At 38.0% G+C, this 23,167-nt stretch carries 20 protein-coding genes, 8 tRNA genes and 1 pseudogene; 23 read left to right on the forward strand and 6 right to left on the reverse strand.

Annotated features, from left to right (window positions below):
• Positions 1-6: 6 nt before the first annotated feature.
• Both prfA and hemA read right to left on the reverse strand, forming a co-directional pair.
• Entirely contained in the window at positions 7-1,095 is a 1,089-nt protein-coding gene (gene prfA / locus ABD005_RS08180; RefSeq protein ID WP_215980592.1) for a peptide chain release factor 1, read from the reverse strand.
• A gap of 104 nt (positions 1,096-1,199) precedes the next feature.
• Positions 1,200-2,468, reverse strand: a complete 1,269-nt coding sequence (hemA, locus tag ABD005_RS08185; protein ID WP_343816882.1) for a glutamyl-tRNA reductase — start codon at positions 2,466-2,468, stop codon at positions 1,200-1,202.
• Positions 2,469-2,825: 357 nt separating this feature from the next.
• On the opposite strand from hemA, the gene lolB reads away from it, so the two are divergent.
• The 16 genes from lolB (at position 2,826) to ABD005_RS08265 (ending at position 11,871) form a co-directional block, all read left to right on the forward strand.
• A complete protein-coding gene (gene lolB, locus ABD005_RS08190; protein WP_343816884.1) occupies positions 2,826-3,515 on the forward strand; it encodes a lipoprotein insertase outer membrane protein LolB in 690 nt (229 codons plus the stop codon).
• Positions 3,516-3,564: 49 nt separating this feature from the next.
• Positions 3,565-4,473: a 4-(cytidine 5'-diphospho)-2-C-methyl-D-erythritol kinase gene (ispE, locus tag ABD005_RS08195; protein WP_343816886.1), complete on the forward strand. Its 909-nt coding sequence runs from the start codon at positions 3,565-3,567 to the stop codon at positions 4,471-4,473.
• A 144-nt stretch (positions 4,474-4,617) separates the two neighbouring features.
• Positions 4,618-5,562, forward strand: a complete 945-nt coding sequence (locus ABD005_RS08200) for a ribose-phosphate pyrophosphokinase (RefSeq protein ID WP_215980653.1) — start codon at positions 4,618-4,620, stop codon at positions 5,560-5,562.
• Positions 5,563-6,061: 499 nt separating this feature from the next.
• On the forward strand, positions 6,062-7,213 hold the full coding sequence (locus ABD005_RS08205; RefSeq protein WP_343816888.1) for a DUF418 domain-containing protein: 1,152 nt from the start codon (positions 6,062-6,064) through the stop codon (positions 7,211-7,213).
• A gap of 469 nt (positions 7,214-7,682) precedes the next feature.
• A complete protein-coding gene (locus ABD005_RS08210; RefSeq protein ID WP_215980597.1) occupies positions 7,683-8,297 on the forward strand; it encodes a 50S ribosomal protein L25/general stress protein Ctc in 615 nt (204 codons plus the stop codon).
• 33 nt (positions 8,298-8,330) lie between these two features.
• On the forward strand, positions 8,331-8,915 hold the full coding sequence (gene pth / locus ABD005_RS08215; protein WP_215980598.1) for an aminoacyl-tRNA hydrolase: 585 nt from the start codon (positions 8,331-8,333) through the stop codon (positions 8,913-8,915).
• Positions 8,916-9,051: 136 nt separating this feature from the next.
• The gene (gene ychF, locus ABD005_RS08220; protein WP_215980599.1) at positions 9,052-10,143 is read left to right on the forward strand and encodes a redox-regulated ATPase YchF; all 1,092 of its coding nucleotides are present in this window, start codon (positions 9,052-9,054) and stop codon (positions 10,141-10,143) included.
• Positions 10,144-10,336: 193 nt separating this feature from the next.
• Entirely contained in the window at positions 10,337-10,678 is a 342-nt protein-coding gene (locus ABD005_RS08225) for a DUF3718 domain-containing protein (protein WP_215980600.1), read from the forward strand.
• Positions 10,679-10,895: 217 nt separating this feature from the next.
• A tRNA-Met gene (locus tag ABD005_RS08230) sits at positions 10,896-10,972 on the forward strand.
• 51 nt (positions 10,973-11,023) lie between these two features.
• Positions 11,024-11,108: transfer RNA gene (locus ABD005_RS08235), tRNA-Leu, on the forward strand.
• Between the two features lie 44 nt (positions 11,109-11,152).
• A tRNA-Gln gene (locus ABD005_RS08240) sits at positions 11,153-11,227 on the forward strand.
• Between the two features lie 40 nt (positions 11,228-11,267).
• A tRNA-Gln gene (locus ABD005_RS08245) sits at positions 11,268-11,342 on the forward strand.
• A 43-nt stretch (positions 11,343-11,385) separates the two neighbouring features.
• Positions 11,386-11,470 (forward strand) — tRNA-Leu (locus tag ABD005_RS08250).
• Between the two features lie 60 nt (positions 11,471-11,530).
• Positions 11,531-11,607, forward strand: a tRNA-Met gene (locus tag ABD005_RS08255).
• 43 nt (positions 11,608-11,650) lie between these two features.
• Positions 11,651-11,725, forward strand: a tRNA-Gln gene (locus tag ABD005_RS08260).
• 62 nt (positions 11,726-11,787) lie between these two features.
• Positions 11,788-11,871, forward strand: a tRNA-Leu gene (locus tag ABD005_RS08265).
• A gap of 299 nt (positions 11,872-12,170) precedes the next feature.
• Here ABD005_RS08265 and ABD005_RS08270 read toward each other — a convergent pair.
• The gene (locus tag ABD005_RS08270) at positions 12,171-13,397 is read right to left on the reverse strand and encodes an FAD-dependent oxidoreductase (protein WP_343816892.1); all 1,227 of its coding nucleotides are present in this window, start codon (positions 13,395-13,397) and stop codon (positions 12,171-12,173) included.
• Between the two features lie 261 nt (positions 13,398-13,658).
• Here ABD005_RS08270 and miaB point away from each other — a divergent pair, with 261 nt between their 5' ends.
• From miaB to lnt, 5 genes are read left to right on the forward strand one after another with little or no spacing between them, the layout of a single operon-like run.
• The gene (gene miaB / locus ABD005_RS08275) at positions 13,659-15,101 is read left to right on the forward strand and encodes a tRNA (N6-isopentenyl adenosine(37)-C2)-methylthiotransferase MiaB (RefSeq protein ID WP_215980602.1); all 1,443 of its coding nucleotides are present in this window, start codon (positions 13,659-13,661) and stop codon (positions 15,099-15,101) included.
• Positions 15,102-15,145: 44 nt separating this feature from the next.
• Complete coding sequence (locus ABD005_RS08280; RefSeq protein ID WP_425544888.1) at positions 15,146-16,264, forward strand: PhoH family protein; 1,119 nt, start codon at positions 15,146-15,148, stop codon at positions 16,262-16,264.
• On the forward strand, positions 16,264-16,749 hold the full coding sequence (gene ybeY, locus ABD005_RS08285) for an rRNA maturation RNase YbeY (RefSeq protein WP_343816894.1): 486 nt from the start codon (positions 16,264-16,266) through the stop codon (positions 16,747-16,749). The genes ABD005_RS08280 and ybeY overlap by 1 nt, the downstream gene beginning before the upstream one ends.
• Before the next feature lie 25 nt (positions 16,750-16,774).
• Complete coding sequence (locus ABD005_RS08290) at positions 16,775-17,650, forward strand: CorC family transporter (RefSeq protein ID WP_215980604.1); 876 nt, start codon at positions 16,775-16,777, stop codon at positions 17,648-17,650.
• Positions 17,643-19,268: an apolipoprotein N-acyltransferase gene (gene lnt, locus ABD005_RS08295; protein ID WP_343816897.1), complete on the forward strand. Its 1,626-nt coding sequence runs from the start codon at positions 17,643-17,645 to the stop codon at positions 19,266-19,268. Before ABD005_RS08290 ends, lnt begins: the two co-directional genes overlap by 8 nt.
• 129 nt (positions 19,269-19,397) lie before the next feature.
• Here the strand turns inward: lnt and ABD005_RS08300 are convergent.
• Together ABD005_RS08300 and ABD005_RS08305 are read right to left on the reverse strand one after the other, a co-directional pair.
• A pseudogene (locus ABD005_RS08300) lies at positions 19,398-19,844 on the reverse strand (diguanylate cyclase); the annotation flags it as partial.
• Between the two features lie 51 nt (positions 19,845-19,895).
• Positions 19,896-21,041: a response regulator gene (locus tag ABD005_RS08305; RefSeq protein WP_343816899.1), complete on the reverse strand. Its 1,146-nt coding sequence runs from the start codon at positions 21,039-21,041 to the stop codon at positions 19,896-19,898.
• A gap of 172 nt (positions 21,042-21,213) precedes the next feature.
• On the opposite strand from ABD005_RS08305, the gene tpx reads away from it, so the two are divergent.
• Together tpx and ABD005_RS08315 are read left to right on the forward strand one after the other, a co-directional pair.
• Entirely contained in the window at positions 21,214-21,861 is a 648-nt protein-coding gene (gene tpx, locus ABD005_RS08310) for a thiol peroxidase (protein ID WP_343816901.1), read from the forward strand.
• A 192-nt stretch (positions 21,862-22,053) separates the two neighbouring features.
• Complete coding sequence (locus ABD005_RS08315) at positions 22,054-22,542, forward strand: Hsp20 family protein (protein WP_343816902.1); 489 nt, start codon at positions 22,054-22,056, stop codon at positions 22,540-22,542.
• Positions 22,543-22,692: 150 nt separating this feature from the next.
• Here ABD005_RS08315 and ABD005_RS08320 read toward each other — a convergent pair whose 3' ends face one another.
• On the reverse strand, positions 22,693-23,085 hold the full coding sequence (locus ABD005_RS08320) for an MGMT family protein (protein ID WP_343816903.1): 393 nt from the start codon (positions 23,083-23,085) through the stop codon (positions 22,693-22,695).
• Positions 23,086-23,167: the final 82 nt, after the last annotated feature.

Raw genomic sequence — 23,167 nt, forward strand, 5'->3', positions numbered from 1 at the left:
TTCAGGTTAGTTTTGCTCGGCAAGCTCAGCAAGTAAATCAGCTTGGTTTTCGAGCATTATAGGCTCCATAACTAACTGAAGGTTACCTTCCATCACTTCGTTTAAGCGATAAAGCGTTAAGTTGATACGATGATCGCTCATTCTTCCTTGTGGGAAGTTATAGGTACGAATACGTTCAGAGCGATCGCCACTAGCAACTAAGTTACGACGTGATGACTCTTCTTCACTGCGACGTTTTTCATCTTCTGCTTGTTGTAAACGAGCTTGTAATACCGACATAGCTTGCGCACGGTTTTTATGCTGAGAACGTTGATCTTGACACTCAACAACAACGCCTGTTGGAATATGGGTAATACGAATAGCCGAGTCTGTTTTGTTAACGTGCTGACCACCAGCACCTGACGCTCGGAAAGTATCAACTTTTAAATCGGCTTTGTTGATTTCAATTGCTTCAGACTCAGGAATTTCAGGCATAACCACAACGGTACAAGCCGATGTATGAACACGCCCTTGTGATTCAGTTTCAGGCACACGCTGTACACGGTGACCACCTGACTCAAATTTCATATGACCATAAACGCCTTCACCGTTTACCTTCATAATCAATTCTTTATAGCCGCCCTGCTCACTTTCATTGGTATTCATCACCTCGATTTTCCAACCTTGCTTTTCAGCATATCGGCTGTACATTCTAAATAAATCACCCGCAAAAATAGCCGCTTCATCACCACCAGCACCAGCGCGAATCTCAACAAAACAGTTGTTATCGTCATTAGGGTCACGAGGTAATAATAATATTTGTAAGTCGTCTGCTAAGCTACTAACCGCTTGCTTTGCTTCTTTATATTCATCTTGCGCCATTTCACGCATATCTGGATCATCATCTTTTAGCATCATTTCCGCTGTAGCGAAATTTTCTTCAGCGCTTTGATACGATTTAAAAACCGATGTCACTTCATCTAATTGTTTAAATTCTTGAGATAACGCACGAAACTTGTCTTGATCAGCAATTGTTTCAGGGTCGGATAATAGAGCTTGCACTTCCTCAAAGCGTTCAACTAACGCTTCAAGCTTTTGATAAACTGACGGTTTCATTAAAGTAATCTTATTTTAAAATGAGGAAAAACTAAATTGGCGCTATTCTAACACAGTAATATGATGCGTTAAAATGAGGGATTATAAAATTATACGAATAAGCGTTAGTCGAGCGGCTCAATATCAAAAATATCACGTAAATAAAGTAGCTTATCTAACTCTCCGCCTTGTGCTGCAGTTTGAAGCGCACTGGTTGGAGCATGCATAAACTTATTGGTTAACTTAGTCGCTAATTCAGCAACAACCGCTTCTGAATTTTTACCACTTTTAAGTTGAATCAAGGCCTTTTCTAACAAAATATCACGTTCATCTAAACACTGTTTTCGATAACTAATCACGGTATCTTGGGTGTTTAAGCCGCGTAACCACGACATAAAATTGTCAGATTGATCATTAACAATGCTTTCGGCTTGTACTGCAGCTTTACGACGGTTTTCAATGTTTTTTGCAATAATGCTTTGTAAGTCATCAACAGTATAAAGAAAAACATCTTCAAGCTCAGATACTTGTTCTTCTATATCACGTGGCACCGCTAAATCTACCATAAAAATAGGTTTATGCTTACGCTTTAACAAAGCTTGTTCAACCATACCTTTACCAATTAAAGGTAGTGTTGAGCCTGTTGAACTAATCACAATATCGGCATCACAAATATGTTCAGGAATTTGCGCTAAGGTAATAACATCTGCACCAATTTTATTAGCCATGCCTTCGGCACGTGCTATCGTTCTATTAGCAACGGTAATTTTACCCACATTGTTTTCATAGAGGTGTTTCGCCACTAACTCTATAGTTTCGCCTGCACCAACTAAAAGTACTCTGGCTTTATCAAGACTTGCAAAAATGTGTTTCGCTAAGTTAACAGAGGCAAAAGCTACTGACACCGCACTGGCACCAATTTCAGTTTCAGTTCGTACTTGCTTAGCAACACCAAAAGTGCGCTGGAAAAGCCTATCCATCACTAACGACATAGAGCCTGCTGATTTTGCTTGGCTGTATGCTTGTTTCATTTGTCCTAATATTTGCGGTTCACCTAAAACAAGTGAGTCAAGCCCACAAGCAACGCGCATCATGTGATTAACGGCTTGTTGGTCTTTATGCCAATATAAGCTTGGGAGGATAGTAGAAGCAGGAACGTTATGAAAGTGTTCTAACCATTGAATAATACGCTCTTGGGTCGCATTAAAGTCACCGTCTTGTACTAAATAAAGTTCGGTTCTATTACAGGTAGATAATATTGCTACTTCGCGACATTGCACGGCATTTAACATTTCACGCAGGGCAACAGAGAGTTTATCTGGATTAAAAGATATTTTCTCTCTGACCGCTACAGGGGCAGTTTTATGATTTATTCCAACAGCAACTATGGACAAAGTAACAAACCTACATTTTATCAGGACAAATAGTTAACAACACGCTATGTCGACAAGAAAAGCGTTAATTGATTGTGCTAGTATAACTCAATATTGACGATATAAATATGATCTGAAATAAAAGACCTACAATAAAAGTGGCTTAATTATCTCTATTTAGCTCACTTATTACTCATTTTATTTCAATAAGGTAAGTAATTATGCCTGTTAGCGTTGTTACATCTCTATTTACAATACCGCTACGCCTTTATATTGAATTGCATAAATAGCTATGTTCCAATGTCTCTATATTATTTGTTAAATTATAGAAAATTCTTGATGATGCCTTATCTAACTCTCCCATTTAAAAATCATAACATGGGATTTTCTTTAGCTACTCTGCAAAGAAGCCATTCACTAATACGTAATTCATTCTTACTCCCTGCATTGTTACTCTTATCTTTGTCAGGTTGTAGCACGTTAACGGATAAAAGTGAGCCATCGTCTCAAGCGACCTCAGTTTATAATAGTGCAACCGATCGCACGTTATTATTAACGCAAGTCACACAATGGCAAATTAGTGGTAAAATCGCCTTTATTGAAAAAGATGAGCGCAATAGCGCTACTTTATCTTGGCAAGTTAACGAAGATAACCGTACACAAGCATTAAACTTAACCAGTTATTTAGGTATTAATGTTCTCCAATTGACCTCTAAAGAAGGGCTTCACGCACTTACCTTTGACGGTAAAACCTATTACGACACAAACTTACAACTACTGATATATTCTTTAACTGGGCTTACCCTTCCTATTGTTGCCTTAAATTCTTGGGTAAAGGGCCTACCCTATCAAGAAAATGACATCATCAATTATGATAACGCAACGCAACTACCCAGTAAGCTAACCAGCACCTATGATCAAAGTTTATGGGAAATAAGTTACGGTAGTTATAAAAAATTTGGTAACCATTTATTAGCGACTAAGCTCACTATTATCAAAGGTGACTTATTAATTAAGTTGTCAATTAAAGACTGGCAATTAAATACCGAGCAAAGCCAACGCCCTTGATTTAAAAATTAAACCCAACATAACCACAAAATAATATTACTGTAACCCTATGACACTAGCTCATTCTTCTTATTTAAATACACCAATTGATTTTCCGTCTCCGGCTAAAATCAACTTATTTTTACACATTGTCGGTCGCCGTGATAATGGCTATCACGAGCTTGAAACCTTATTTCAATTTCTTGATTATGGCGATACCTTAAGCATTACCGCTACCGAAAGTGAACAAATTGATTTGCTCACGCCAATAATAGGCGTAAAAAACGAAGACAACCTGATCATAAAGGCGGCAAAGTTATTAAAAGCAACCAGTAAATCTCAATATGGCGCACAAATTAGCCTTAATAAAATATTACCCATGGGTGGCGGCTTAGGTGGTGGTTCTTCTAACGCGGCAACAATATTAATTGCGCTCAATTTATTATGGCAATGTGGTTTATCAACGAAGGAGCTAGCGACCTTAGGACTAAGTTTAGGTGCCGATGTCCCTATTTTTATTCATGGCTTTGCCGCATTCGCTCAAGGCATTGGTGAGCAACTTAGTCCTGCATTACCACAAGAGTGTTGGTATTTAATTACTAAACCCGCATGCAGCATATCAACCCAAAGCGTTTTTACTCATGAAAAATTAACACGTGATACGCAAAAATTGCCCGTTAATAATCAACAGTTAAACGATTTTAGCCACGATTTATTTTGTCCGCCGTACCATAATGATTGTCAAGATGTTGTAATAAATAGCTATAGCGAGGTTGCCAAGCTACTGGCTTGGTTGATAGAATACGCACCGTCCAGAATGACTGGAACTGGCGCCTGTATTTTTTCGCGCTTTTCCAGTTATAATGAAGCCTGTGCGTTGCAAGCTAAGCTACCTGAAAACGTAGCCTCTTTTGTTGCCAGAGGAGTTAATAAGTCTCCATTATGCTTCACTATTGAAAAACTGAAGACGAACAATTAAAAATTTTAGAACAATTAGCTATTTTTACTCATTAGTGCTTTTACTAGTCTAACGATTAAAAGTAGTTTTACCGCTTAATGAGAAAACGCTCCTGTTAACTCTACAAGTATCATATTAATGTCAAAAGTTTCTGAGGAACTGACCGTGCCTGACATGAAGATTTTTGCGGGTAATGCCACCCCTGAACTGGCCAAGAAAATTGCTAATCGCCTTTATATGCCTTTAGGTGATGCTAAAGTAGGTAGTTTTAGTGATGGTGAAATAAGTGTTGAAATTAATGAAAACGTCCGTGGTGCTGATGTTTTTATTATTCAATCAACGTGTGCTCCAACCAACAATAACTTAATGGAATTAATTGTGATGATTGACGCGTTGCGTCGCGCATCAGCGGGCAGAATTACTGCTGTTATTCCTTATTTTGGTTACGCTCGTCAAGACAGACGTGTACGTAGTGCTCGTGTGCCAATTACCGCAAAAGTAGTTGCAGACTTTTTATCAAGCGTTGGTGTTGACCGTGTATTAACGGTTGATTTACACGCTGAACAAATTCAAGGCTTTTTTGATGTGCCTGTTGATAATGCTTTTGGTACGCCAATTTTATTAGACGACATGCAAAACCGTGAATTAGACAACCCTGTAGTGGTTTCTCCTGATATTGGTGGTGTTGTTCGTGCACGTGCGGTAGCTAAGCTACTTGATGATGCCGACCTTGCTATTATTGATAAACGTCGCCCTAAAGCGAATGTTGCACAAGTAATGCATATTATTGGTGATGTTGAAGGTCGTGATTGTATTATTGTTGATGATATGATTGATACTGGCGGCACATTAGCAAAAGCGGCAGAAGCGTTAAAAGCACATGGCGCTAAGCGTGTAATTGCTTATGCAACTCACCCTGTATTATCAGGTAATGCTGCAGAAAACCTAAGAAACTCTGTTATTGATGAAGTGGTTGTTACTGACTCAATTCCATTATCGCCAGCAATTAAAGAGCTGAAAATGGTTCGTCAATTAACACTTAGCGGTATGTTGAGTGAAGCTATTCGTCGTGTAAGCAACGAAGAGTCTATCTCGGCAATGTTTGATTAGTAATGCTTAATTAGTTAATCATTATTTAAACCAAACCGTTTATATAAAGCAGCCTCGTGGCTGCTTTTTTATTGCCGCTATTTAGCGATAACCTTAATTGAAAATCAACAAGTTGTAGTAGTTACCAGCAGCAATGGTTAGTAATGAACAGATACTTACAAAGGCTCACATTTATTAATCAAAATAATCATGCATGTGACCAATAAAATGAAATACAATAAAAAGTGAAATTTTCGGTAACTTAACTTACCAGCCTAGCAAAACATATTAGTTAACCTGAACTCGGTTTAAGAGATATTTAACAAATTGAAATATAAGCAAAAATTACTTTTATGAGTCTCTAGCTTGATAGTTTTTCTTAATTCAAGGCAAATTTCGCGTCAATAGCTAGCCTATTGCAAGTAAATTTAACGAAGAAGTTAGGAAAAGTAGTTGCTAGAGAAACATTTGTTAAGCCGAGCTCAGGTTAGTTAAGTAAGCTAATCAACAAGGATGATAAATGCGACTCCAGTCTATTGATGCATTACGCGGTGTAGCGATTCTCGGTATTCTTTTTATGAACATATATTTTCATGGTTCAATCATAACGGGATACGGCGAGCTAACACCTAAGCCGTTTACCGATACTATAATTGAAGCATTGAATAGTGTTTTTATTGACGGCCGCTTTAGAACACTTTTTTGTTTATTATTTGGTGCTGGCCTAGCCATACAACACCACGCCTATAAGAAGAAAAAATATTCACCAAAAGCGTTTTTAACCATACGAATGAACTGGTTAATGCTGTTTGGTCTAGTGCATGGAATCTTTATTTTTGGTGGTGATATTCTATTACTCTATAGTGTATGTGCTTTATCTATACTGAACTCCCTTAACCTCCCCCTCAAAAAACTTCGTCGTAAAGCTTATTTATTTTTAAGCATAGGCGCCGCTTTAGCCCTTGCTATCACATTAGTTTTGGTTTTCTTTCTCGATGAACAAACCATGCTCAGAGCCTCCACAGAATATAATGAATTATATCAATTATGGTTTAGTGGTTACTTTAATCAACTATGGATACAAGGGGGAATTGCTATTTCTATTGTATTAACCTCACCTTTGTTTATTTATTGGCAGGTTACAGGTTTGATGATGCTAGGCGCTTTTTTATATCGTATTGGCTTCTTCAAAAGAGGATTTACTCAATCACAACTGTTTATTATTTCACTCGCAGCTTTGAGCCTTATCTGTATAGATTTTATCATTTTACTTAACTCTCCAGCACTAACTGATGAAACATCTTCAATTTTAGCAAGCACTTCAGCAATATTTGTCGCGCTTATCTATGCTCATATTGTCATTAAGCTAAGTCATCATAAAAACAAAATTATTGCCGTATTATCTAATGTCGGCAAAGTCGCTTTTAGTTTATATATTTTGCAATCTATCGCTATGGCGATGCTATTGCGGTTTTGGCATCAGGGCTTTCACCTGAGCGCTCAAAGAGTCGATTATGTCCTGATAGCCTGTGGCTTTACTTTAATTCAAATACTTATTGCACATTACTACTTACAGTACTTTAAGCAAGGGCCGTTAGAGTACCTTTGGCGTAACGCTTGCCAGCACAGTTTATATAAGCGAATGTACAAAAATAAAAATGCCCACCATTAAATCAATTAGTCACTACCTTTAGGTAACTTGAACTCGGGTTGAGAGAATTAATAACATACTCATATTAAAAACAATAATTCAGACTCCCTTCTCGTGCTGAGAACTTTCAGCGCTAGTAAGGCGCACTTAGGTATCAATAGCAGGTCTATTGCAAATCAGTCCAACACGGTTAGTGGTGAAAATAGCAGTTTTTAATGAACTTATTATCCCGAGGTCAGGTAATAAGACTATTAATGGTGCCGTATTAATAGCACAGAGTAAAAAGATCACTATATTAATAACCCTCAATTAAATTATGCATAGCTTTTGTGCAACTTAAGTGTTAATATTTCGCGCCTTTTTTATCTAGCCTATTAGCTCACAGTCTAATTAGGTTGTTAAATATAAGGCATACCTCCTTGTTTTTGGTCGCAAAAAACAAGAATTAATTTTTAAGTTTTAAACTTAACACTAAGAAAGAGTATTAAAAATGACTGATTTATTAACTTTAGAAGCTGAAGTACGTACTGATTTAGGGAAAGGTGCGAGCCGCCGCCTACGTCACGCGAACAAAGTTCCTGCAATCCTTTACGGTGAAGGCCAAGAGCCAGTATCTTTAACTTTAGAGCACAAAAACGTTTTCCGTGCTCAACAAGAAGAAGCATTCTACTCACAAGTTTTAACATTAAACATTGCTGGTAAGCCAGTTGAGTGTTTAATTAAAGACATGCAACGTCACCCGTATAAGCAAGTTGTTATGCATTTAGATTTCTTGCGTATCGATGCTGCTCATAAAGTACAAGCAAACGCTCCAATTCACTTCATTAACGAAGATGTTGCAGCTAAAACTGGTGCTAACATTTCTCACCACGTAAATGAAATTGCTATCACTTGTTTACCAAAAGATTTACCTGAGTTCATCGAAGTTGACTTAGCTAATCTTACTCTTGGTCAAACATTGCATTTATCAGACGTTACATTCCCAGCGGGCGTTACTTCTGATGAGTTAGCAAAAGGCGAAGCTCACGATCTAGCTGTTGTTACTGCTAATGCTCCTAAAGGCAAAGCAAGTGACGAAGAAGAAGAAGAAGCTGCAGCTGAATAATAGTATTATCAATTTATAACTTTATTATAAATAATGACTATTAAATTAATTGCGGGGCTAGGTAATCCTGGCCCCGAATATACAAAAACCCGCCATAACGCAGGTGTTTGGTTTGTAGAAGAACTAGCACAGCGCCATAATATTGCACTTCGCCCTGAAAAAAAATATGCTGGCTTATATGGTAAGGGCCTCATTGGTAATGACCTTGTTCATTTACTCATCCCGACAACATTCATGAATCGCAGTGGTCAAGCTGTTGCTCCTTTAGCCAACTTTTTCCGTATTAATGTCGAAGAAATGCTAATAGCCCATGATGAACTCGATATGGATCCCGGCACAGTAAAAATTAAACAAGGCGGCGGTCATGGTGGACACAATGGTTTGAAAGACATTGTTGCACGCATGGCAAACAACAAAGAATTTTTTCGCTTACGTATCGGTATCGGCCATCCTGGCCATAGAGATAAAGTTACGGGGCATGTTTTAGGTAAAGCACCTCAAACAGAACAAGCACTAATAGATGCAGCAATAGATGAAGCAAGTCGTTGCTTTGACATTTGGCAAAAAGATGGCCTAGTTAAAGCACAACAACGTTTGCACAGTTTTAAAGGTGAGTAATTTACAACGTTAGTCGTCTTATATTAATAAATGACTTATTAATATCTCATACACTAAGACAACTTAACATTACATCACCCCACAACAGCTATTATTACAACATTACACTTCACGTTAACATAAGCAGGTAAAAGTTATGGGATTCAAATGCGGTATCGTTGGTTTACCCAACGTTGGTAAGTCAACATTATTTAACGCACTCACTAAAGCGGGCATTGAAGCTGCCAACTTCCCTTTTTGTACGATTGAGCCTAATACTGGCGTAGTACCTGTACCAGATCCAAGATTAGATCAATTAACTGCTATCGTTAAACCTGAGCGTGTTTTAGCAACCACGATGGAGTTTGTTGATATTGCAGGTTTAGTTGCTGGTGCATCAAAAGGTGAAGGTTTAGGCAATAAGTTTTTAGCTAACATTCGCGAGACCGACGCTATTGGTCACGTAGTTCGCTGTTTTGAAAATGACAACATTATTCATGTTGCGAATAAAATTGACCCTGCTGACGATATTGATGTCATTAATACTGAGCTAGCACTTTCTGATATGGATACTGCTGAGCGCGCTATTCAACGTCAAGCTAAACGCGCTAAAGGTGGCGATAAAGACGCTAAGTTTGAAATCCCTGTTTTAGAGAAAATTTTAAAGCATGTTGAAGATGGCAATATGATCCGCTCTTTAGAGTTATCTAAAGAAGAAAAAGCAGCGGTGGCTTATCTTAACTTTTTAACGATTAAGCCCACCATGTACATTGCTAACGTTAATGATGACGGATTTGAAAACAACCCATTTCTTGATGTAGTACAAGCCATTGCTGATAAAGAAGGCGCTGTTGTTGTTGCAGTTTGTGCTGAAATTGAAGGTGAATTGTCTGAAATGGATGATGAAGACCGCGTTGAATTTATGGCAGAAATGGGCTTAGAAGAGCCGGGCCTGAACCGTGTTATTAACTCAGGTTACGGTTTATTAAACTTACAAACCTACTTTACCGCTGGCGTTAAAGAAGTACGCGCTTGGACAGTAAAACAAAACGCAACTGCGCCACAAGCTGCAGGCGTTATTCATACTGATTTTGAAAAAGGCTTCATCCGTGCTGAAGTTGTTGCTTTTGACGACTTCATCGAATTTAACGGTGAGTCTGGTGCGAAAGAAGCAGGTAAATGGCGCTTAGAAGGTAAAGATTACCGTGTAAAAGATGGCGATGTGGTTCATTTCCGATTTAACGTTTAAATACTTCCACAAGTAATCCATTTCAAAGCTCATCTTATGATGAGCTTTTTTGTATCTGCTAATCTCACCTTTTGCCCTCCTGTTTAATAAAAGTCTAAGTGATAAAACTGTTCATTTGAGTTTATCTTTAAAAAAATAATGGTCTACACTTTAAATGTTTACATAACGTAACTCATAAAAATAAGGCACAACAATGAAAACAATTACTTTATTATCAGTCGCAGTCATCACAGCATCATTGATGTCAGCTCCAGCTCAGGCAACAAGTATGTCATTACGTATTTGTGAGTATGTTCAAGCCAATGATAAAAGCCGTTTACGTTCATTTCTTAAAGAGAATAAATTAAAGATTCGCAATATATATGATGGCTTAGAGTGTAATGGTGACAACTTACTCATATTTGCTGCTAAGTCTAACGCACTTGAAGTAGGTGAATTTATAATAGGTAAGTTACCAGCAAAAACCGTTAAACCTGAAATAGAAAACCTGGCGAAATACTCCGCTCATTTATCAGAAGAAGCAAAAGAAAGATAACTAACGTAATTAACACAACTAAAACACACTGTAAAAGTAACGCCTTACTCTTATTATGAGACTAAGGCGTTTTTACTTTAATATTGCGTAGTTATACGCCAAATCGCACAAGCAATAATCAAACAATTAAAAAGTACAATAATTTCGAAAAAAACGGTTGACGTAAGCCAAGCAGATTAGCATAATACGCGCCACTTGCTGCAGAGCAGGTTGGTAAGGCTACATAGCTCAGCTGGTTAGAGCACATCACTCATAATGATGGGGTCCCAGGTTCAAATCCCGGTGTAGCCACCATTCTACTTTTAGTAGAAAGAGTTCAAACCTCTTTAAAAGTTTGAATGTAATGCGGGTTTGGCGGAATTGGTAGACGCGCTGGATTTAGGTTCCAGTATCGCAAGATGTGAGAGTTCAAGTCTCTTGACCCGTACCATTTCAAAGCAACATAGTTGCACTAGTAAAAAGTAAATACATTGTAGGGGTATAGCCAAGCGGTAAGGCAGCGGGTTTTGATCCCGTCATTCAGAGGTTCAAATCCTCTTACCCCTGCCACTTTTATTCATAAAAGTGGACAATGTAAATACGACCCTGGAGGGGTATAGCCAAGCGGTAAGGCAGCGGGTTTTGATCCCGTCATTCAGAGGTTCAAATCCTCTTACCCCTGCCATTCATATCTGCAATCATTGCAATATGAATGGAAAATCCAATGCGCGGGTTTGGCGGAATTGGTAGACGCGCTGGATTTAGGTTCCAGTATCGCAAGATGTGAGAGTTCAAGTCTCTTGACCCGTACCATTTGATTAAAGGTTATTAAATTAACCAAAAATAATTTTGTTATTTATAACAGATTATATAGGCTACATAGCTCAGCTGGTTAGAGCACATCACTCATAATGATGGGGTCCCAGGTTCAAATCCCGGTGTAGCCACCATTTAAGTTTCCTAGTGAACTTAGATAAAAAGTAATGACATAACAGGGGTATAGCCAAGCGGTAAGGCAGCGGGTTTTGATCCCGTCATTCAGAGGTTCAAATCCTCTTACCCCTGCCACTCTATTTAAACTTTCTTTATCGTCTGATAGCGACTAGTATAATAGTGTGGAAATCCAATGCGCGGGAGTGGCGGAATTGGTAGACGCGCTGGATTTAGGTTCCAGTATCTTTGATGTGAGAGTTCAAGTCTCTCCTCCCGTACCATTTATCTTATTATATATTACTACTGTATTTTTTACCCCCCCCCCTCAGACTACTAATTTATTATCATATTCTGATAGCTATTTTTATTATCTTTAGTTAACGATTGTATTTAATAAAGTGCTTAGTTACCTCTTAACATGCCTCTTCACACTAAAAATCAAAATATCGCCCAATAAAAAAGCCATATAACTTAGCGTCATATAGCTTTAGTCTTTTCATCAGTGATTAGCCGTTATTAACTTATGAAGAGCTCAGAATGTATGTGCTCTACCCCTGAACTCTAGTCAAAAAAGCACCCATTAGATACCACAAGCATAAGCCAGTGCTTTATTTTTTACCGTTGAATTAATTACGGGCACCTTGTTAATTGCTAACAAGGCTAAATTACGTGCCGCTTTAATCAACGGCGATGGGTGTTTAAAGCCCGTATAGAGCGCATCCATTGTCGACATCATTAACAAGTTATCGTTACGTCTTAATGTTTCATAACGTGCAAGCACCTCGGGTGCATACCAGCATTCATTATGTGCTATTGCACTTGCAATAACCTCGTGTAGCGCTTTGACATCTTTGAAACCTAAGTTAACGCCCTGTCCTGCCATAGGGTTGATAGTATGCGCGGCATCGCCTAATAACAGCACTTGTTTGTTTTGATAAGTATTAGCATGACGACGCGTTAAAGCAAAAGCACCTTTATCAATGACATTAACGTTACCTAAACGCTCAGGAAAAGTGTTCAATATTTCTTGGGTTAACTGCTTGTTAGATAAAGCACTTAAACGCTTTATCTCATCGCGGTTATGGTACCAAACTAACGATGCTTGGCCTGACATTTGTTGATTGCTCACTTCACCTTTATCATCACATGTAGTTGGTGTTGATAAAGGTAAAAAAGCAATCGGTCCTGCAGGTAAATATTGCTGCCAAGTAATATCTTGTTGCGGATGTTGTGTTTCAACGTTAATCAGCATGGCAGATTGCTGGTAATCCCAGCCTGTTAAACCAATCCCAGACATTTGACGCACTTTAGATTGAGCACCGTCAGCGCCAATCACTAAGTTAGCGGTTATAGTGCTTTGCTCTAATACCAAAGTTGCTTTATCGCTCTGTTGCGTTAATGAGGTTAAACTTTCTGGGCAATATAACTGAATATTATGATTGCTAGTCATTTGCTGCCATAACGCTAATTGTATTAACCTATTTTCAACGATGTGCCCTAAATGTGTCTGCTCGATATTAAGCGCATTAAACTCGGTATAAGCATTTTCGCATTCCCAAACAGCTAAACGCTTATAAGGACATAAACGCCATTGTGCTATTTGTGACCACGCGCCTAGCTGTGTTAATAAATTTTCTGATGCCAAAGAAATAGCCGAAACACGTAAATCAACCGATTGTGTAGGTGAAAACGCTTTCGGTTGATATTTTTCAACCACGGCAACTCGTAAACCTAGCTGAGCAAGCGTTAATGCACTCGCCGCACCAACCATGCCACCACCAATAACAACACAATCAAAATGTTCCATGATAAAGATCCATCATAATGATAAATTTAGATGGCGAATATTCTACGCAAGCCACCAATGAATTTCGACTTATTTAACTCACACTAAGCTGTTTTAGGTCAATACAAGGTTATTTTATCGTGCTATTAAGATTTTTACGCATTGATACACACATAAAGTCGAATTCGTTGTTAAATTAATATAAAATACGCATCCTTTTATCAGTGCTAGGCTAAATCAAGCATTGTCCTGGTGTTAACTTGTGCGAAAAGAGTAAAGTAAATGAGCAAAAAGCTATATATAAAAACTTGGGGTTGCCAAATGAACGAGTATGACTCGCAAAAAATGGCAGAATTATTAGACTCTACCCATGGCTTCTCATTAGCTGAAGAAGCTGAAGATGCTGATGTGATTTTACTAAACACTTGCTCTATTCGAGAGAAAGCACAAGAGAAAGTATTCCATCAGCTTGGCCGTTGGAAAACCTTAAAAGATAAAAAACCTGATCTTTTGATTGGCGTTGGTGGCTGTGTTGCTTCACAAGAAGGTGATGCTATTCGCCAGCGTGCACCATTTGTTGATATGGTTTTTGGTCCACAAACCTTACACCGTTTACCTGAAATGCTAAATCAACTGCAACGTAGCAGTAGTCCTATTGTTGATGTTAGCTTCCCTGAAATTGAAAAATTTGACCGTCTACCTGAGCCTACAGCTGAAGGTGCGAGCGCATTCGTATCAATTATGGAAGGTTGCAGTAAATATTGTACTTTCTGCGTTGTTCCTTACACACGCGGTGAAGAAGTTAGTCGTCCATTGGACGATGTACTTTATGAAATTGCACAACTTGCTGAGCAAGGCGTACGCGAAGTTAATCTATTAGGCCAAAACGTAAATGCTTATCGTGGTGCTATGCATGATGATTCTATTTGTCGCTTTGCCGACTTAGTTCGTTTAGTGGCAACCATAGATGGTATTGATCGCATTCGTTATACCACCTCACACCCGGTTGAGTTTACTGATGACATTATTGATGCATACAACGATGTACCTGAATTAGTAAATCACCTACATTTACCAGTACAAAGTGGCTGTGATCGTATTTTAACGCAAATGAAACGTGGTCATACCGCGCTTGAATATAAATCTCAAGTACGTAAATTAAAGAAAGCACGTCCTGATTTATCAATGTCTTCTGATTTTATTATTGGTTTCCCTGGTGAAACTGATGAAGACTTCCAAGCAACGATGGACTTAATTAAAGCGGTAGATTTTGACTTAAGTTTCAGCTTTATTTACAGCGCAAGACCAGGTACGCCAGCGGCAGATTTACCTGACGATATTAGCGATGATGTGAAAAAGCAACGTTTACAAATTTTGCAAGACAGAATTACACAACAAGCCTTACGTATTGCTAGACAAATGCTAAATACTGAACAGCGTATTCTGGTAGAAGGTCCTTCGAAGAAGAATCCGATGGAGTTGCGTGGTAAAACAGAAAACAATCGCACAGTGAACTTTGTCGCACCGCATCACGTAATAGGTCAGTTTGTTGATGTTAAAATTACCGATGTTTACGCCAACTCACTACGTGGTGAACTAGTTCGTGAAGAAAAAGATATGGGGCTACGTATTGCACACTCCCCTGCTGATATCTTAGCGAATAACCATCACAACGCTAAACCGTCAAATGTAGACGATTTAGGTGTTGGTACTTACGCTCCTTAATAACGATATAGCCAATATTAACTCATTATAAAGTGGATAAAAATTTGACAGCTTCTCACGCTAAACTTAGTAGCGAGCATTTTTCGTTATCGCCGGTAGACAATCACAGACAAGCGAATTTATGTGGCCCTATGGACGATAACTTAAAGACCATTGAACGCCGCCTAGGCGTAGAAATACGTTATCGTGGTTGTGATTTTACCGTTGTTGGTAAACCGTCAAATTGCACAGCTGTTGTCGCGTTATTAAAAGACTTATATATTGAAAGCCAAGAAGTAAACGGCCAAGGTAAAATTATTACCCCTGAAATGGTGCATTTAGCTATTTTAGAGGCTGATTGTTTAGAGCAAGATACTAATGATGGCGATAGTAGCCACAAACCTGCGCATAATACCGCAGATTTAGATGCTCACTATGACAACATGATCACTATCAAAACCAAACGTGGTGTCGTTAAGCCGCGTAATGGTAACCAGCAAAGCTATGTGCAAAACATTATTACTAACGATATTAGTTTTGGTATTGGTGTTGCTGGTACCGGTAAAACATATTTGGCTGTAGCTTGTGCGGTAGATGCATTAGAGCGCCAAGAAGTTCGCCGTATCTTATTAACCCGTCCAGCGGTTGAAGCAGGTGAAAAACTTGGTTTCTTACCTGGTGATTTATCACAAAAAATAGACCCCTACCTAAGACCTCTTTACGATGCGTTGTTTGAGATGTTAGGTTTTGAAAAAGTTGAAAAGCTTATTGAGCGTAATGTTATTGAAATTGCGCCATTAGCTTATATGCGCGGTCGCACCTTAAACGATGCTTTTATTATTTTAGATGAAAGTCAAAACACTACGGTTGAGCAAATGAAAATGTTCCTAACCCGTATTGGCTTTAACTCTCGCGCAGTTATTACTGGCGATATAACTCAGGTTGATTTACCAAAACATCAAATGTCAGGTTTACGCCACGCCATTGAGGTGCTGCAAGATATTAATGGTATTAGCTTTAACTTCTTCCAATCAAAAGATGTAGTACGCCACCCTGTCGTTGCTCGCGTTGTAGAGGCGTATGAGTCTCATGATCAAAAACTTAACCGTGAAAAGCTGAATCGTGAGCAACAAGCAAAAAAAATTAACAGTGAACAGTTATCCAGTAATGGCGATACTAATTAATGGCAAATATTGTCCATAACACCATTGACTTGCAAGTTGCTTGCGCTGAAAAAGCATTGCCTACCCAAGAGCAATTTCAATTATGGGTTGATACAGCACTTAGCGAGCTTGCTGAAAATAATTCTCAGCAACAAGCCTTTGAGTTAACGATCAGGTTAGCTGAAGTAACTGAAAGCCAACAACTAAACTTTCAATACCGTGAAAAAGATAAGCCCACTAATGTGCTGTCTTTTCCTTTTGAGGTACCCGATGGAATTGAGTTAAACTTGCTTGGTGATTTGATCATTTGCAGCGATATTGTTAAAAAAGAAGCAAACGTGCAAAATAAAGCGCTATTTGATCATTGGGCGCACTTAGTCATTCATGGCTGCTTGCATTTAGTTGGCTTTGATCATATAAGAGATGATGAAGCCGAAGAAATGGAATCATTAGAAATAAAAATTTTAGCCACTCTTGGGATTAACAACCCCTACGAAGAACAATAATTATTAAAGGAATACAAAAAGCTCTATGAGCGACGACAACTCCCAGCCAAGTAATGGCGCAAATAAATCACTCTTGAATAAAATAATTCAAGTATTCACACCAGAGCCACAAAACAAGGATGAGCTATTTGACATCTTAAATGATGCTCAAGATAGAGATCTGATCAACCCTGAAACAAAATCAATGATTGAAGGGGTACTTGGTGTATCTGAAATGCGCGTGCGTGATATTATGATACCTCGCTCGCAAATGGTAACTATCGATAGAAACCAATGCTTAGATGAGTTTTTACCGATTATTTTAGACTCGGGTCACTCTCGTTTTCCGGTAGTTAATGAAGATATTGATCACGTTGATGGTATTTTATTAGCAAAAGATTTATTGGCCTTTAGCTTTAACTCTATCGAAGAAGAATTTAATTTAGCTGATATTATCAGACCAGCCATTATTGTTCCTGAAAGTAAAAAGGTAGAGCCGCTTTTAAAAGAGTTTCGTTCAAATCGTTATCATATGGCGTTAGTAGTAGATGAATATGGTGGCGTTTCAGGAGTTATCACCATTGAAGATATTCTTGAGCAAATCGTTGGCGAAATCGAAGATGAAACTGACGATGAAATTATAGAGGACATTAAAAACCTAGCCAGTAATGTTTATTTAGTTCGCTCTCTTACTGAATTAGGTGATTTTAACGCTTATTTCAACTGTGATTTTGATGAAACCGATGCAGACACCATTGGTGGTATCGTTCTTCACCAGTTTAATCATATGCCACAAAAAGGCGAAACAATCGCCTTAGGTAACTTTGAGTTTAAAGTGGTTAGCGCGGATAACCGAAGAACACAAATGTTACAAGTAACCGTTGATAAAAATCATCAAATCAGTGGAAAAGTGAGTGACTAACCAGGTAAAAAAATCACGCCTTTTAGTTGCTAAAGCAAACATAACTAATAAAACTAACTGGCTGTGCTTCTTTGCTGGTTTTTTCTTAGTCTTTTCTTATGCACCTTTTTCACTTTGGTGGTTAGCATTATGCCTCCCAAGCATCGCTTTATATCAACTTCATAAGCAACCGCCAAAAAAATCGGCTAAATACATGCTTTGTTTTGCGCTCGGCTGGTTTTCGAGCGGCATAAGCTGGGTGCATGTTAGCATTGACCAATTTGGTGGTTTACCCTTAGCTGTTTCCTTATTGTTAATGTTGCTACTGTGTTTGTATCTAGCACTATATCCTACATTAGCCGCCTACCTAAGCGCTCGACTCTCTTCAAATAAACAACTCAACTTATGGCTATTGCCTCCGCTTTGGTTATTTTGTGAGTACTTACGCTCAGTTGTCTTGACCGGCTTCCCTTGGTTATCCCTCGGCTATAGTCAAATAGATAGTCCATTAAATGTTTTTGCTCCCGTTATTGGTGAAGTAGGGATTACTGCGCTTATTTTATTGATTAATGTTACTTTGGCATTAAGCGCTTATAAATTAAAGCAGCATTTAGCACAAAATAAAGTCGGCGAAAACCAGCTAAACCCTAGCACTTCAACAGCATTATTAAAGCCTATAATCACTCCGCTAATTGTACTTTCGGTACTGACATTAACAACGACACTCCTTACAAACATACAATGGATATCACCATCAGGAAAAACTACCTCCATTGCTTTAGTTCAAGGAAATATTGCCCAAGCAATTAAATGGAAACCAGAGCAAGAATGGCCAACCATGCTGAAATATTTAGACTTAACCCGGGCTAATTACGATGCTGATATTATTGTTTGGCCTGAATCTGCTATTCCTACACTTGAGCCTGCAGCACAAGATTATTTAGCTACAGTAAATAGGTCAGCTTTACTGAATAACAGCGCAATTATTACCGGTTTGCTTAACTACAACTTTGAAAGTAAAAAATACTTCAACGGTATTGTCGTTTTAGGTAAAAAGAATGAAGACGATGAACAGGGATATTATTACAACCATAGTAACCGTTATTACAAGCATCATTTATTACCTATTGGTGAGTTTGTTCCGTTTGAAGACTTCCTTAGGCCGATAGCGCCACTATTTAACTTAGCGATGTCATCGTTTTCATCCGGAGATTATGTACAAGCGAATATTATGGCTAAAGGGCTTTCAATATTACCGCTTAATTGTTTTGAAGTTGCCTTTCCTCACCAACTTTCAGCTAATTTAACGGCTAAAACTGACATCATATTAACGGTAAGTAACGATGCTTGGTTTGGTAAATCACACGGTCCACACCAACATTTTGAAATAGCACGTATGCGTGCATTAGAATTTGGTCGCCCTTTAGTGCGCTCAACCAACAATGGCATAACAGGTACTGTCAACCATTTAGGTGAGGTAACCGCCATATTACCTCAATTTGAAGAAGCGGTACTGAAAACAACAGTAGCACTAGTTAAAGGTGCAACACCATACAGTAAAGCGCCACAATTAATACTGTGGTTACTTATTGCCTTTATGTTGATAAGTGCTAAAGCAGTTGAAAAACGAGTAAAGTAACTCTCTTGCTTGACTTAATACGTTAATTGTAATAACGACTTTTAAAGTAAAAAGCCATAAGCTCCTTTATAGAGATTATGGCTACCATTTCACTTATACCAACAAACTACTTTATGTTAATGATTCAGGACTTACCTGCTCTAAGCTTTGTTTATACATTGCGTTATCAGTAACATCATACACAATGAGGCACAAATGACTAACCTCGCCTGTTGCTGATAGCAAAGGTAAAAAAGTTGTATTTTGATACATAAAGTCAGCACTACCCGTAACAGGACGATAGCTATCAAACTTAAATAAGTAAGGTCGTTGCTCCCATATGGTAAACGCTTTATTTTTCAATAAAAAAACAGAGTCGGCTTTACGAACAAACCAGTCCTGTGGTATTTCTTTAAACAATTCAAATAAACATTGCCCTTTCACTTCTCTAGGTAAAAGACCACTGTGATTCTCCATGAAACCATTAAATATTTGTATTTTATACTCTCTGTCTAAAACCACTAGACCGACATCAATGTTATGTAACATTTCCATAAGCCAATGTAGTTCATTAAGCTGAGATGATTCTAACGACATAGCACATTCCTATAGGTAACTGAACAGATGTTATCAATGCTCATCACCGTGTTATTCAATTAAATAAGCTAACTTGTTGTTTAAAGTCTGCATCGACTTTTCAGTAAACAGTAAAAGTAAATCACACTTAATTGGATAATTTTCAATACTGTAGCTAATTTCAATAGCGAGTGTTTTTTTCCACTTTTTGGCATTATTGGCAATAAGATCCGAAATATTTCTATGCTGACCGAGTACTTCTGGGTGCCCTTGACTAAACTGAATATCAAGCTGCTCAGACACCCCTTTTAAACAGGAGCCAATCAGTACATTCGCTAAGTCCATCAATAACTCTAACTCTGTACTTTTATCTTCTTCATAATGATAATTCATTAATGAAGCAACATCTTTAAAGCTCGAATCATTTAAAATTAATAATGCTTCTCCAGATATACCAGCACTAATAAACCCCTGACAAATACCCGAAGTACTTTCAGTACTTTCAATATCTTTTAGCGCCATCCGTAACTCACTAACTTCAATAAAATTGACATTAGGAATAGGCAGCTGTACAAAAACATTTAAAATTCTTGCCAGTAAATCACCAGCTCGTCCCATAGCAACATTAGCAATTTCTTGGTAACAATCTCGCATATCTGAAGACATAGTAATTTCTACTTCCTCAGGCGGTTGCTCATGACTTACAGGAACAGGAGCAACATGTAGCGGCTCTATAACTTTTGTAGTGTTAACTGGCTTTTCAGTATTAACTACTTTTTCTAACTGCTCGGCCGCAGCAGGAGCAGCGCTAAGGTGTTTATCTGCTGTGCTTTCAGTATCTGATGTTGGCTTGGTAAATACCCCATAAGACAACAATACTTCGGTAAGCTTTTCTTTATTTACTGGTTTTTGAATAAAATCTAAAGCACCTAATGCGGTAACACGCTCATGAGCTTCAGGCTGTATGTCTCCAGAAATAACAATCGTAAGGGTTGGTAGATCTTCTTTTAAAATAGTTTCAAGCACTTGATAACCATCCATTTCTGGCATATTCAAGTCAAGTAATAATACATCCCCTTTGCCTTCTTTAATGGCCTTGATTCCCTCAACACCATTATTAGCAAAACTAATATCAACATCCCAGTCATCAGGTAAAGAGCGCGCAACTTGTTTACGCGCCATATTAGAATCATCACAAATTAATAACTTAGTGGTCATATGAACCTTGATCCTCAAATTGACAAACGAAACAAAACCGAGAGAAGAAACTTACTTCCTATTCATAACCATAGAGTATCACGCTAAAAAAACAATGAGAAAGCACTATAAATAGAACTTTTGTTTCTAAACGGTTAAACTTGGTACAAATTCACATCAAATTTAATTAATCATGAAAATTTCTCGCTCTACGATTTCTGTATGTGCTTTATTATTAAGCAATATTTTTTTTGTTTCACCAAGCTTTGCTAATTCATTTAACACCAATGAACTGGCTTCCACCCAAGACCTAGTCAAAGCGGGTGATAAGTTTGTTACTTTACTGGGTAATCAAGTTAATGTTGGCGAAAAAGCCCCTGCCTTCAAAGTCGTTGATAAGAATTTTACGCCAGTTCAGCTGGCTGACTTTGCAGGACAAACATTATTGATTTCAGTAGTACCTAGTTTAGATACTGGTGTTTGCTCATTACAAACCAAACGCTTTAATGAAGAAGCCGCCAAGCTAGCTCAAAATATTACAATACTAACCATTAGCAACGACTTGCCGTTCGCACAAAAGCGCTTTTGCAAAGCCGAAGGGGTTAATGCCGTAAAAGTGTTATCTGATTCAGTATGGCGTGATTTTGGCGCAGCCTATGGTTTACTTATTAAAGATATGGGTTTATTAACACGTGCTATTTTCATTATTGATGAGCAAGGAAAGGTTGCTTATAAAGAGTTAGTTGCAAATATTTCACAACACCCTGATTATGATAAAGCATTAACGAAAGTTAAAAACATTGCCCCTGTTATTGTGCTTGATGAAGCTGAAGAACAATAAAAATAAAATTAAATAGCTATATAAAACAGTACAATAGAAATTTTTTTATTTTTATTGTACTTCATCCTTGAAAAATAAATTCCTAATCCCATCTTTAATTATGAAGTCGCCGTAAGGGATTTCATATACATTACAACCTGTTCATTATGAAAGGTTAGTTTACATTATTGCTATTTATTAGGATAAATTATTATGAGAACTACAACAGATTTTAGCCCACTTTACCGTTCATTTATTGGCTTTGACCACTTAGCTGGATTAATTGATAAAGCATCAAGAGCTGACAAACAATCTTCATACCCTCCGTACAATGTGGAACTATTAGCAGAAGATCAATATCGAATTACAATGGCTGTAGCTGGCTTTAGTGAAGAAGATATTGATATTGAATCAAAAGATAATCATTTAATTATTATTGGCACTAAAGCGAATAATAGTAACGAAAACAATCAAAGCACAGAGGGTGATAGTACGATAAAAGCACCACGTAAATTTTTACATCAAGGCATTGCCGAGCGCAACTTTGAGCGTAAATTTCAACTCGGTGAGCATGTAAAAGTCATCGGTGCATTTATGAAAAATGGTTTACTTCATATCGATCTAGAAAGAGAGATACCCGAAGCACTAAAACCTCGAAAAATTGCCATTAATGGCAAAAGCTTACTCGGTCAAACTAACTAGCCTGAGTTTAGGTTTTATTTAAATCTCCCTGAATGTTTTTTAGCCCAGTGAATTACTGGGCTTTTTTACACTTGTTCTTTGTACTTGTTTTTTTATGCTTTTTTTATATTGTTGATACTTAACGAGGGATTATCATTTTATATAACGTGATTAAAACTCAAGAGATAGTAACTCAACTAAATCAGGCTGCCACTGAAAGTCTTTTAATTTTATCCTAGCCCCTATTACCACTACTTGCTCATCTTGCAATAACTGTTTCTGCTTAATAAAAGCCTCGCTCCCCGTAGCAAAAGAGATTTTTCCTTGGGAGTTAATTACCCGTTGCCACGGCACGTTTTGATTTCGCCAACCATCTTTGGGAACACAACCGAGTGCTTTCCCAACTAATCGAGCTCTACCGGGTAGCCCAGCTAAATCGGCAACCTGCCCATAACAAGCCACTTTACCTTGAGGAATACGCTGCACCGTTTGCCATATTTGCACATAATGTCGCTTGGGCTCAACTTGCTTATTAATCGCTTTCATTTCTGCGCTATTTTTCATTGAGCATTATCACCTGCATTTAATAAAGAAACTTAATAGCTATAACAAACCATGTTTGCCCGTTAAATATTGCTAACATGAG

This window comes from Colwellia asteriadis (genome assembly GCF_039523295.1).
Lineage (GTDB): Bacteria > Pseudomonadota > Gammaproteobacteria > Enterobacterales > Alteromonadaceae > Colwellia > Colwellia asteriadis.